Origin of the sequence: Streptomyces fulvoviolaceus (assembly GCF_000718165.1) — a bacterium.
Lineage (GTDB): Bacteria > Actinomycetota > Actinomycetes > Streptomycetales > Streptomycetaceae > Streptomyces > Streptomyces fulvoviolaceus.
Genome location: NZ_JOEY01000075.1, coordinates 22,568 through 33,848, shown reverse-complemented (window position 1 = coordinate 33,848; position 11,281 = coordinate 22,568). Strand labels below are relative to the sequence as shown.

The 11,281-nt window shown below is 71.6% G+C and carries 12 protein-coding genes; 9 read left to right on the top strand and 3 right to left on the bottom strand.

Annotated features, from left to right (window positions below):
* Nucleotides 1-149: 149 nt before the first annotated feature.
* Genes IG08_RS0148040 through IG08_RS0148030 form a run of 3 tightly spaced genes read right to left on the bottom strand, consistent with a single transcriptional unit; the run spans nt 150 to nt 2,831 of the window.
* The gene (locus tag IG08_RS0148040) at nt 150-365 is read right to left on the bottom strand and encodes a ferredoxin (protein ID WP_030619444.1); all 216 of its coding nucleotides are present in this window, start codon (nt 363-365) and stop codon (nt 150-152) included.
* Nucleotides 366-394: 29 nt separating this feature from the next.
* Nucleotides 395-1,618: a cytochrome P450 gene (locus IG08_RS0148035; protein ID WP_030619442.1), complete on the bottom strand. Its 1,224-nt coding sequence runs from the start codon at nt 1,616-1,618 to the stop codon at nt 395-397.
* A 52-nt stretch (nt 1,619-1,670) separates the two neighbouring features.
* Nucleotides 1,671-2,831 carry an IS701 family transposase gene (locus IG08_RS0148030; protein ID WP_234343173.1) on the bottom strand — a complete coding sequence of 387 codons (1,161 nt, stop codon included), beginning with the start codon at nt 2,829-2,831 and terminating at the stop codon, nt 1,671-1,673.
* 291 nt (nt 2,832-3,122) lie between these two features.
* Here IG08_RS0148030 and IG08_RS62660 point away from each other — a divergent pair, with 291 nt between their 5' ends.
* The 9 genes from IG08_RS62660 to IG08_RS0147985 all read left to right on the top strand — a co-directional run bounded on the left by IG08_RS62660 (nt 3,123) and on the right by IG08_RS0147985 (nt 11,226).
* Entirely contained in the window at nt 3,123-4,577 is a 1,455-nt protein-coding gene (locus IG08_RS62660) for a class I SAM-dependent methyltransferase (protein ID WP_052425227.1), read from the top strand.
* Between the two features lie 11 nt (nt 4,578-4,588).
* On the top strand, nt 4,589-5,365 hold the full coding sequence (locus IG08_RS0148020; protein WP_030619423.1) for an SDR family NAD(P)-dependent oxidoreductase: 777 nt from the start codon (nt 4,589-4,591) through the stop codon (nt 5,363-5,365).
* A gap of 105 nt (nt 5,366-5,470) precedes the next feature.
* Entirely contained in the window at nt 5,471-6,580 is a 1,110-nt protein-coding gene (locus tag IG08_RS0148015) for a type III polyketide synthase (protein ID WP_030619420.1), read from the top strand.
* Nucleotides 6,568-7,110, top strand: coding sequence for a cupin domain-containing protein (locus tag IG08_RS0148010; protein WP_030619418.1), 543 nt, complete (start codon nt 6,568-6,570; stop codon nt 7,108-7,110). Before IG08_RS0148015 ends, IG08_RS0148010 begins: the two co-directional genes overlap by 13 nt.
* Nucleotides 7,107-7,913: an SDR family oxidoreductase gene (locus IG08_RS0148005; RefSeq protein ID WP_052425226.1), complete on the top strand. Its 807-nt coding sequence runs from the start codon at nt 7,107-7,109 to the stop codon at nt 7,911-7,913. The genes IG08_RS0148010 and IG08_RS0148005 overlap by 4 nt, the downstream gene beginning before the upstream one ends.
* Nucleotides 7,910-8,455, top strand: a complete 546-nt coding sequence (locus tag IG08_RS0148000; protein ID WP_063757849.1) for a flavin reductase family protein — start codon at nt 7,910-7,912, stop codon at nt 8,453-8,455. The genes IG08_RS0148005 and IG08_RS0148000 overlap by 4 nt, the downstream gene beginning before the upstream one ends.
* A gap of 2 nt (nt 8,456-8,457) precedes the next feature.
* Complete coding sequence (locus IG08_RS0147995; protein ID WP_043457100.1) at nt 8,458-9,645, top strand: LLM class flavin-dependent oxidoreductase; 1,188 nt, start codon at nt 8,458-8,460, stop codon at nt 9,643-9,645.
* A gap of 70 nt (nt 9,646-9,715) precedes the next feature.
* Complete coding sequence (locus IG08_RS0147990; RefSeq protein ID WP_030619410.1) at nt 9,716-10,093, top strand: MoaF-related domain-containing protein; 378 nt, start codon at nt 9,716-9,718, stop codon at nt 10,091-10,093.
* A gap of 326 nt (nt 10,094-10,419) precedes the next feature.
* A complete protein-coding gene (locus IG08_RS0147985) occupies nt 10,420-11,226 on the top strand; it encodes an AfsR/SARP family transcriptional regulator (protein ID WP_052425225.1) in 807 nt (268 codons plus the stop codon).
* Nucleotides 11,227-11,281: the final 55 nt, after the last annotated feature.

The window sequence follows — 11,281 nt, the reverse complement described above, 5'->3', positions numbered from 1 at the left end:
ACGCTCCCGCGCGGTCAGCTTGCCCTTGGCATGCTGCGCCTCGGTCGCCCTCTCACTCGGGCCGGCCAGCGCCCGGGCACGAATCTCGTGCAACTCGGCCATTCGCCCGCGTGCGTCGGACGCGGCGGCGGGGGACACCGGTGGTGCTGTCATCGCTCGGTCTCTCCCCGGGGTTCGGCGAGCCGGATGGCCCGTGCCGGACAGACGTCGGCGGCCGCGCGGAGCTCGTCGTCCAGCGCGGCGGGTGGTGCGCCGTCGAGGAGGACGACGGTGCCGTCGTCGGCGTGCTGGTCGAAGACCTCGGGGAGGGCGAGGGCGCACTGCCCGGAAGAGATGCAGCGCGCCAGGTCGACGTTCACGAACATCTCGGCTCCTTCGGCTCGTCGGGTTCGGGTCACCAGGTGACGGGCAGCTCGTGCACGCCGTACACCTGGCCCGTGTGCTTGAAGCGGAGTTCGTCGAGTTCCGTGGCGAGCCGCAGACCGGGCAGCCGGCGGGCCAGGGTGCCGTAGACGACCTGGAGTTCGATGCGGGCCAGCGCCTGTCCGAGGCACTGGTGCGGGCCGAAGCCGAAGGCGAGGTGCCGCCGGGTCTCGCGACGGATGTCCAGGCGGTCCGGGTCCTCGAAGGCCGCCGGGTCCCGGTTGCCGATGTCGGTGGCGAGGATGAGGCCCTCTCCCGCCCGGATGGTCACGTCCCCGGCCGCCAGGTCCCCGGTCGCCATCCGGCGCCGCCCGCCGTGAGTGACGGTGAGATACCTGAGCAGCTCCTCGACGGCACCGGCGACCACGGCGGGATCCTCGGCGTCGCGCAACTCGGCCAGCTGGTCGGCGTGTTCGAGCAGTGCGAGGGTGCCGAGGGAGATCATGTCGGCCGTGGTCTCGTGGCCCGCGATGAGCAGGAACACGCCGAGGTCGGCGAGGTCGAGCCGGTCCAGCTCGCCGTTCTCCAGCCGGTCCACGGCCAGCCGGGAGAGCAGGTCGTCGGCCGGGTCGGCCAGCTTGGCCCCGATCAGCCCGTCGAGGTAGTCGCGCAGTTCGGCCTGGGCCTGCAGGGCCGCATCGCGGGGAGCCTGCCGGTCGACGAGGAGCCTGCTGCGCTTCTGGAAGAAGTCGTGGTCGGCGTAGGGCACGCCGAGCAGTTCGCAGATGACGAGCGACGGGACGGGCAGCGCGAGGGCCTCGACCAGATCGGCCGGGCGCGGCCCCCGCTCCATGCCGTCGATCAGCTCGTCGACGATGCGCTGGATGGAGGGCCGCAGCGCCTCCATCCGCCGGTTGGTGAAGGGAGCGGTGACCATCCGGCGCAGCCGGCTGTGCTCGGGGTCGTCCACCGACAGGAAGGTCAGGCCCTGACGGCTGCGCTCCCGTGCGCTGCTGCTGTGGTGCGGGAAGTCCTCGCGTGTGACGTCCGCGCTGATCCGGGGGTCGGCCAGCAGGGCCCGCTGGTCGGCGTGACGGGTGATGAGCCAGGGGGTGCTGCCGTCCCACAGCCGCACGCGGCTGACCGGCTGCCCGGCCTGCAGGGTCCGCAGGAGTGGCGGAGGGTCGAAGGGGCAGCGGGCGGTGCGCTCCATCGGGAACGGGGGCGGGGTGGCGGGGTCTGTCGTGTCGGTCATGGCTTTCCTCCCGCAGAAGGGCAGGTACGGGGCTGTGAAGGCGGCTGTGGCGTCAGCCGAGGTCGTCCAGCAGGCGGGCGCGGTACGCGACGGAGGCCAGGGTCATGTGGCGGTGCCAGCCGTGATAGGTACGGCCGGCGAAGTCGCGCAGCCCGACCAGGTCGCCGGCGGTGTCGGCGTCGTGCCGCACGCGGCCGGCCAGCTTCGTCAGGCGCAGCAGCACGTCCGGGGGAGCGGACATGCTGCCGAGCCAGACCTGGGGCAGGGCCCGACCGAAGTCGTCCCACACGCCCAGCAGGGTGAGCTGCGGGCCGGGCAGCCAGGCGTTCGCCACCGGGACCTGTGCCGCCAGTGAAACGCGCGGTACTCCCGTGGCCGGGTCCGTCCACTCCACCGGTCTGCGCAGGTTTCCGGCCGCCTGCAGGATCTGCTGGGCCGCGCGCGGTTCCCGGCCGAGGACACCCGCCGTCCGGCCGGTGGCCGTGAGCCGGACGGCGGGTGGGATCCGGGCCAGGACCGGCAGCCCGGCCGCGGCGAGTCCGGGCGCGATGCGCCGGATCGCGACACCGCGGGCGTCCACCACCACCGGGCGCGGGGTGAGCCGCCAGTCCAGCAGCCGGGCCGCGGCGGTGATCGCGGCCTGCTCCGGGGTCTCGGCGGCGGCCCCGTCCGGGATCTCCCCCTCGCGCCGCCGGTCCCCGTCCTCGGTCCATACGGCGGGCAGTACGAGGTGCCAGTTGACGGGGGCGCTCGAGTGCTCCGAGGCCAGCCACACGCCGTACGTCTGCTGGACGTTCATCATCCGCCCGAGCTCACGGATGAAGTGACGGTCCACGCCCACCGTGTGCCGGCCCGTCTTGGGGATGGCCAGCGACCGGACCACCCAGGCCTGTGGCGGGTTCGTCCGCTCGAGGTGCCGGGCGAGCGCCTGCCGGACCGGCCGCCAGTCCCAGGTCGACTTGGAGATGAAGTGGTGCAGTCGCTGTTCCGCCGCGGTGCTGCCGACCGCTGCCGCGATGTGCCGCATCGACTTGCGTCCTCCGGCGGACATCAGCCCCCAGACGTACTGCTCGGCCTTGCGGCGCTGGTCGCCGCGCCGGAAGGAGCCGAAGAGCTCCGCGTACAGGTCCGTCACCGTGCCGCAGACCTCGCCGCGGGGCAGCGACGTGCCGCGCGGGACATGCGGTGGTGGGACCGTCGCCGTCCGCATCATGACCCTCCGTTCGTCAGGTGCACGTCCGGCACCGGTGGGCACGGCCCGTCGGGCACCGGGGCCGTCGGAAAGGAGTGTGCGGCGGCCCGACGAAGAAGCGGTCAAGTTCCTCTCATGCCGCGTTCAGGCCGTGCTCCGTCCGGTCCGGGCCGACCGGTCAGAACGCCGACCGACCTGCCCAGCGATCGATGCCTGAGTTCGGCTTGACCCCCAATTGACCGCCCGGACCTAGCTTTTCGGTGACCGGGCTTTCGACAGACCGGCGTGACTTCCCGAGGGAAGGAACTGCAAATGCACGCTCAGTACGAGATCACCCTCCCTCCCCTCCAGGTATTCCAGGACGGGACGGCGACAGAGGAATCCCTGGAATTCGTCGACCAGACCTGCGACCGACTTGACTCGGTGGCTCCCGAACGGCGCGTACATCTCCTCTTTCTGCTCGGCTTTCTGGCACACGGTGCCCAGGTCGCGGGCGACACCGTGCTCCGGGAGCGGATCCGGAGCGGGCTGGACGCCTACCTGGACGCCTTCGACACCGACCGGCGCACGGAAGCGGGCCGGGTGACCCTGCTCTACCTCCTGGCCCAGTTCCCCGAGGACCGCGACCGCATCCTGCGCCGGGTACCGCAGGGCAGCCTCCCGGAGCACGAGTGGGCCCAGCTCGAGCGCTGCCTCGCGGAACTCGACCCCGCCGACCCCGTGCTCGGCCGGGCCTGGCCCACCCCCGCCGGCTGGACCCTCTCGCCGGAGGAACTCGCCGCCGACCGTCGGTGGGCGCGCGGACTCGACCCCGAGCGCGTCGCGTTCCTGTGGGCCAAGGACACGCGCACGCTGCTCGCCTACTGCGGAGCACGGGCCTACGCCGCCCTCTCCGGCCCCCTCGACGACGACACCCCGGGGACGGTGGCCGTTCCCGCCGGGGCGGCGCGACCGCGGCGCCGGGACCTGCCGCCGCTCGCGACGGATGTCGGCCTGCTGCGCTGTCCGGTCTGCGCGGGCTCCCTCCGGTCGCGGGCCCCACAGGTCGTGTGCCGTTCCTGCGCCGCCGAGTTCGACTCCACGCCCGGCTATCTGGACCTGTCCGGTGTGCGGAGCGCGGGCATGGACCAGATCGCGGGCAACTCCCCGATGTACCTCAACACGTACGAGACGCTGCTGCGGCCGGCCTTCCTGCGGGTGACCGGAGCGAACTGGAGCGGCGGGGTCGGCGTCGAGGACGAGGACCGCTATCTGACGGAGCATCTGCGGCCCGCCCCGGGCCCGGTGCTCGACCTCGCGGCCGGGGCGGGCCGGTGGACCGAGACGCTGGTGCGGGCTCTCGGCCCGGACCGGGTGATCGCGATGGACCTGGCCACGCCCATGGTCGAACGGCTCCGCTCGGTGCTCCCGGACGTCGCCACCCTGCGTGGGTCCGCGGAGAACATCCCGCTCCGGGACGGTGTGCTCTCCGCGGTCAGCTGCTGGAACGCCCTGCAGTCGATGTCCGATCCGGCCCGGGCGGTCAAGGAGGCCGGGCGCTGTCTGCGGCCCGGCGGAGTCTTCACGCTGCTGACCTTCGTCACGTCCACGGATCCGGTGAACCGCTTTTTCCAGAGTCAGCACGAACAGTGCCTGACGGTCCGTTCGTTCCCGCTCGACGAACTCCGGAACATGCTCGCCGACGCCGGGCTCACCATTCGGGACGAGCGGATTTCCGGCACGCTCATCATGCTCACGGCGATACGGGAAACTCCGTCCATTCCTTGAGGAGGCTGAAAATGGCAGGAATTCCACGCCCTCTCGAGGGAAAAGTGGCCGTCGTCACCGGCGGCAGCCGTGGCATAGGAGCGGCGGTCGCCACGCGGTTCGCGGCCGAGGGGGCCTCGGTCGTCGTCGGATACCGCAACGCCGCCGATTCCGCACAGGAGTTGGTGACCCGGCTCAAGGCCCAGGGCACGGAGTGCCTCGCGGTCCGGGCGGACGTGGCCGAGCCGGCGGACGTCGAGGCGTTGCTCGACCGGACCGTGAACACCTTCGGCGCCCTGCACGTCCTGGCGTCGTGCGCGGGCATCGAGCACTTCGGCGCCCTGCCCGCGCTGACCCCGGAGGCGGTCGACCGGGTCTTCGCCGTCAACACCCGGGGGCAGCTCCTGGCCGCCCGGTGTGCGGCGCCTCATCTGACCGACGGCGGACGCATCATCCTCACCTCGTCCGTCGCCGCCCGCCGCACCGTCCACGAGCACACGCTGTACGCCGCGAGCAAGGCGGCGGTGGAGGCCATGGTGCGCTGCCTCTCCGTCGAACTGGGCCGGCGCGGGGTCACGATCAACGCGGTGGCGCCCGGAGCGACAGCCACCGACATGGCGGCCGAGAACGGCGCCCACTACCAGCCCCCGGACCTGGAGCTGCCGACCTCACGGTGGCTGACGGTGAGTCATGCGCTGGGGCGGATCGCGACCGCCGAGGAGGTCGCCGGAGCGTATGCGTTTCTGGCCGGACCGGACGCGGCGTACGTGACCGGGCGGACGCTGCCGGTCGACAACTGCGTGTTCTGAGCGCCGCCGTGTCTCTGTGCCTCTGTGCCTCTGTGTCTCTGTGCCGCCGAGTAGGGCCCGCACGCCCGGTGTCGTACCACCCCTCACCATGATCGGAGTTCCCTAGTGCCCACGCTCTGCAAGCCCGCCATAGCGGTGCCCGAGTACGTCATCACCATGGAGGAGACGCTGGAGTTCGCCGCGCGTGTCCACGCCGGCAATCCGCAGCTCAACCTCGCCCTGCGGCTGATCCGCAACACCGGGGTGCTCAAGCGCCACATCGTCCAGCCGATCGAGGCGACGCTGGCGCACCCCGGGTTCGAGCAGCGCAACCGCATCTACACGGAGGAGTCCAAGAAGCGCACCCCTGCCGTGATCATGCAGGCCCTGGCCCACGCCGATCTGACGGTCCAGGACATCGACGCCATCGTGTACGTCTCCTGCACCGGCTTCACGATGCCGTCGCTGACCGCCTGGCTGATCAACGAGCTCGGCTTCCGCTCCGACACCCGGCAGATCCCCATCGCCCAGCTGGGCTGTGCGGCCGGCGGCGCCGCGATCAACCGGGCGCACGACTTCTGCTCCGCCTATCCCGACAAGAACGTCCTGATCGTCTCCTGCGAACTGTGCTCGCTGTGCTACCAGCCCGCCGACACCGGCGTCGGCAACCTGCTCTCCGACGGCCTGTTCGGCGACGCGGTGGGCGCCGCGGTGGTCCGCGGCAGCGGCGGCACCGGTATCTCCCTGGAACGCAACGGCTCCTACCTGATACCGAACACCGAGGAGTGGATCTCCTACGCGGTCCGTTCCACCGGTTTCCACTTCCAGCTCGACCGCCGGGTCCCCGGCACCATGGAACCGCTCGCGCCGGTGCTCGGCGAACTCGCCGGTCGCCACGGCTGGGACGCGGGGAACCTCGACTTCTACATCGTGCACGCGGGCGGCCCCCGCATCCTCGACGACCTGAGCAAGTTCCTGTGCGTCGAGCCCGAGGCCTTCCGCTACAGCCGGGCCACCCTCACCGAGTACGGGAACATCGCCAGCGCCGTGGTGCTGGACGCCCTGGTGAGGCTGTTCGAGGACCGGGGTGCCCAGCACGGGGACACCGGCGTCATCGCGGGCTTCGGGCCCGGGATCACGGCCGAGATGGCCCTGGGCACCTGGACCGACGCCCGGGTGGCGGTCCCCGTCCCCGCCGGCCTGGGCCTCGGGGAGGAGACCTCGTGGACGGTCTGATCGTGCCACCGGGCCAGGGGCGCCGGATCGTGACCAGGGCCCAGGAGATGACCTTCAAGGTCACCGGCGCCGACGGCGGTTTCGCCTCCGTGTTCGAGGTGGTGGTGCCGCCCGGCTTCGACAGCGGTGCCCACTTCCATTCGCACTCCCAGGAGTTCTTCTATCTGCTCGAAGGCGAGCTCGACCTGCTGTCCTTCGAGCCGAAGGAACGCTCGTCGGACGGCTGGCACGGCTGGGAGGCCCCGGACGGGCGGCGCGTCGTCCGCGCCGGCGCGGGCAGCGCCATGTTCGTCCCCGAACACACGCCGCACGCCTTCGCGAACCGGACCGGCACCCCGGCCCGCATGCTCTTCCAGTGCGCCCCGCCGCCCGACCACGAGCGGTACTTCGAGGAGCTGGCCGACATCTTCACCTCCGGCGCGTCCGTCGACTCCGAGGCCGTACAGCGCCTGCGTGTCCGCTACGACGTCACCCAGCTCACCCCGCTGCACTTCACCCCGGCGAGGGCCGGGGCGGGGAGCGCGTCATGACGCGCCCGCTGTCCGGCCGTACCGCACTGGTCACCGGCGGCAGCCGGGGAATCGGCGCCGCGAGTGCCGAGGCGCTGGCGGGACTCGGTGCGCATGTCGTACTGACCTACCGCACCGGCCGGGAGGCGGCCGAGCGCGTCGCGGCCGCTTGCCGGGAGCGCGCCGGCACGGCGCACGTGCTGAGCGCCGACCTCGACGGGGCGGCCGGCGCCGACCGGATGCTCGACGCGCTCGAGGCGGCCGTCGACGGCGTCGACGTCGTGGTCAGCAACGCGACGACCGCGCATCCACGGGCCGCCCTGGCGCAGTTGGAGACGGAGCAGCTGCTGGGGAAGGTCGACGCGGACCTCGCCGTGCTGCACCGGCTGGTCCGGCGGCTGACCCCGAAGATGCACAGCCGCGGCTTCGGCCGGTACGTCGTCGTCAGCAGCGGCCATGCGATCGGCCCCTCGGCCCCGGGCATGTCCGCCTACGGCATCGGCAAGGCGGCGCTGGAGGCGATGGTGCGCTACCTCGCGGCCGAGGAGGGCCACAGCGGGGTGACCGTCAACGCCGTACGTCCCGGGTTCGTGCGCACCGACACCAGCGTCGGCGTGCCCGAGGCCGTCCGGGACCGGATGCGGCGCGCCATCCCCGCGGGCCGGCTGGCCGCGGCCGACGACATCGCGGGGGTGGTATCCCTGCTCGCCCAGCCCGCGGCCGGGTGGGTCAACGGCATCTGCCTGCCGGCCACCGGCGGACTGAACCATCCGGTCGACTGGCCGCGCATCGTGCGGCAGGAGCAGCCCGGTGGTGTGTCGTGACGGGCGTACGGGAGCTGACGGCCGTACGGGACGTGGTGCCGGCGGAGGACTTCCGGGCCGCGATGCTCCAGTGGGCGAGCGGTGTCACGGTGGTCACCGCCGTCGACGGCGACCGGCGGCCGCAGGGCTTCACCGCCAGCTCGTTCTGCTCGGTGTCCCTGGATCCGCCCCTGGTCCTGGTCTGTCTCGACCGCGGCGCGAACTGCCTGGAGACGTTCCGGGAGACCGGCTGGTTCGCCGTCCATGTGCTGGGTGAGGACCAGGAGGAACTGGCCCTGCGCTTCGCCCGGAAGGGCACCGGCAAGTTCGCGGACGAGCGGACGGTGCCGGGCCTCGGCGAGGCACCGCTGCTGACCGGGGCGCTGGCCCGGCTGGAGTGCCGGGCGGTGGACCGGGTCCCCGCCGGGGACCACCTCATCCTCGTCGGCCGGGTGGCCCGTACCGAGACGCGCTCCGGCCGGCCCCTCGTCCACTGCCAACGGGCGTTCCACGGGCTTCGGCAGCGGTCGCCCCACGTGTCCGATCCGACGAAACGAGAGTGACGATGGAGATCACGTCCTCAGCCGGACCCCAGCGGTTCGGCGTCTTCCTGGCTCCCTTCCACAAGTACGGGCAGAACCCCACGCTGGCCCTGGAGCGCGACCTCGACCTGATGGTGCACCTGGACCGGCTCGGCTTCGACGAGGCGTGGATCGGAGAGCACCACTCCGGCGGGTGGGAACTGGTGGGCGCACCCGACCTGTTCATCGCGACCGCGGCCGAGCGGACCCGCCGGCTGCGCTTCGGCACCGGCGTGACGTCGCTGCCGTACCACCACCCCCTGCTCACGGCCGACCGCATGGTGCTGCTCGACCACCTCACACGGGGCCGGACGATGCTCGGGGTGGGCCCCGGGGCGCTGGCCTCCGACGCGTTCATGATGGGTGTCGAGGTGGCGCGCCAGCGGGAGATGATGGCCGAGGGACTGGAGGCCGTGGTCGCCCTGTTGCGCGGCGACGGCCCGGTGAACCGGACCACCGACTGGTTCGAACTGCGGGACGCACGGCTGCAGTTGAGTCCGTACACCAAGCCGCGCTTCGACATCGCGGTGGCCGGCTCGTTCTCGCCCGCCGGGCCCCTGGCGGCGGGGCGGCACGGCTGCTCGCTGATGTCGATCGCCGCCACCTCGGCGGCGGGCTTCAACGTGCTCGGCCAGCACTGGGACGTCGTGGCGGAACAGGCCGCGGCGCACGGTCACACCGCGGACCGCGACAGCTGGCGGATCGCCGGCCCCATGCACCTCGCGGAGACCCGGGAACAGGCGATCGCCGACGTGGCCTTCGGACTCGCCGACTGGGTGGAGTACTTCAGCAAGGTGGCCACACTGCCGTTGAGCCCGGCCTCGGCGAGCCACGACGACCTGGTGGAGGCGATGAACACGTCGGGATTCGCGGTGATCGGCACCCCGGACGACGCGATCGCGCAGATCGAACGGCTCGACAAACAGTCGGGTGGGTTCGGCACGTACCTGCTGATGGGGAACGACTGGGCCGACCGGGAGCGGACGCTGCGCTCGTACGAGCTGTTCGCCAAGTACGTCACTCCGCACTTCCAGGGCTCGCTGGACAGCCTGCGCGACAGCCGGGACTGGGTGTCCGAGAACCGGCCCACGTTCCTCGGGGCGTCCAGCGCCGCGATCGAGTCGGCCATCCGGCGGCACAACGCGGCGGGGGGCTCCTTCGGCCACGGCTGACCCGCACGGGTCAGGACAGAGCACATCGACGACACAACAGAGCACATCCACGACACACAGGAGGTAACCGATGACGAGCGAAGTCATGCCGACGGTCCGGGCCGACGTGGAGCCGGCGCTCGCGGGGCACGCGTTCGTCGTGAACGTGGACACGGGACTGATGGCCCGTCAGGAGTACTCGCCGGACGGGAAGCAGGTCACCCTGACCGTCCTGACCTCGGGGAACAGCGGCGTCCCCGAGGGTCCGTGCGGGACGGTCGACGTCTACTTCCGCAGGGTCTCCTACGGGAAGTACCACGTGGGCTGGGTGGAACCGAACGGCGTGGTCATCTGCAATGTGCAGGACCTGGTCGAGGGCACCATGACCAACTTCGTCAGCAAGCCGGGCGCGGACGGTGGGCCCCCGAGCGGCGAGATGCACCTCGGCACGGTGCGCCGGGAGTCCTGAGGGACGTACACCACCGGCCTCGCTCCGCCCGCACGTCGGGCGGAGCGAGGCCGGTTTTGTGCTGTGCGGACCACGGGACCCTGTCATTCCGCTGCCACCGCTTTACGCGCTGCCCGTTTCGCCCGTGCTTGTACCCGTCGATTTTTGCCCAATGCGGACCCGGGAGACTGCTTCCAAGGAATATTATTTCTTGGAAGCAACTGAGGGTCATACAGAAGAAAGCTGTAGGCCGGAGCGGGGGATGCGCTTCTCCCGAGAGCCCGCACCTCGACCACACCGCGTACGCCGCCTGCTCGCGACGTGCCCCATCACCGAGGAAGCCTCTCATGCTGAGTATCAACCTGCTGGGCCCGTTGGAGATGTGTGAGGCCGACAGCGACATCACACCGACGGCGAGCAAGCCGCGCCAGTTACTCGCGGTCCTCGCGCTCAACAACGGTCGCATGGTCAGTGTCTCCGACCTGGCCAACGAGTTGTGGGACGAGGATCCGCCCCGCTGCTGGAAGACCACGGTGCAGACGTACGTGCTGCAGCTGCGCAAGCTGATGTGCGGCCATCAGCTCAGGGACGAGCGGGGCCGCTACGAGCTGCTGAGCACGCGGCCCGGGGGGTACCTGCTGCATCTCGACACCGGTGCGCTGGACGTCGACCGGTTCACCAGGCTGTACCACGAGGGCATGGCCTACGCGTCGGCCGGCGACGACGAGCTCGCGGCGAAGGCGCTGACCGCGGCGGTCGAGCTGTGGCGCGGCCCGGCCCTCACCGACATGGAACTCGGGCCCCAGCTGAAGGTCGAGGTCGCCCGGCTTGACGAACTGCACCTCGCGGCGATCGAGGCGTCGTGCATAGAGGGACTGCGCAGCGGACGGCACGACCAGGCGCTCGTCGACCTCGCGGGCCATGTCGCGCGGCACCCCACCCACGAGCACTTCCACGGCCTGTACATGCGGGCCCTGTACGGCGCCAACCGCCGTATGCAGGCGCTGCAGGTCTACCGGGACCTGGACCGCACCCTCCGCGCCGAGCTGGGCCTCGGCCCCTCGATCCCCCTCCAACGGCTGCACCAGGCCGTGCTCACGGAGGATCCGGCGCTGGACGACCCGGCCCTCCACGAGTGGCGCCACCCCGCCTGACGGCGGCCCCGTCCCACCCCCCCTTGCTCCGCAGTCGTCGCGTCGCGGCCGACAG

Bases quoted from the DNA above. Each gene is read 5' to 3' on its own strand.
- IG08_RS0148040 (WP_030619444.1), bottom strand. From the start codon at position 365: ATGTTCGTGAACGTCGACCTGGCGCGCTGCATCTCTTCCGGGCAGTGC.
- IG08_RS0148035 (WP_030619442.1), bottom strand. From the start codon at position 1,618: ATGACCGACACGACAGACCCCGCCACCCCGCCCCCGTTCCCGATGGAG.
- IG08_RS0148030 (WP_234343173.1), bottom strand. From the start codon at position 2,831: ATGATGCGGACGGCGACGGTCCCACCACCGCATGTCCCGCGCGGCACG.
- IG08_RS62660 (WP_052425227.1), top strand. From the start codon at position 3,123: ATGCACGCTCAGTACGAGATCACCCTCCCTCCCCTCCAGGTATTCCAG.
- IG08_RS0148020 (WP_030619423.1), top strand. From the start codon at position 4,589: ATGGCAGGAATTCCACGCCCTCTCGAGGGAAAAGTGGCCGTCGTCACC.
- IG08_RS0148005 (WP_052425226.1), top strand. From the start codon at position 7,107: ATGACGCGCCCGCTGTCCGGCCGTACCGCACTGGTCACCGGCGGCAGC.
- IG08_RS0147995 (WP_043457100.1), top strand. From the start codon at position 8,458: ATGGAGATCACGTCCTCAGCCGGACCCCAGCGGTTCGGCGTCTTCCTG.
- IG08_RS0147990 (WP_030619410.1), top strand. From the start codon at position 9,716: ATGACGAGCGAAGTCATGCCGACGGTCCGGGCCGACGTGGAGCCGGCG.
- IG08_RS0147985 (WP_052425225.1), top strand. From the start codon at position 10,420: ATGCTGAGTATCAACCTGCTGGGCCCGTTGGAGATGTGTGAGGCCGAC.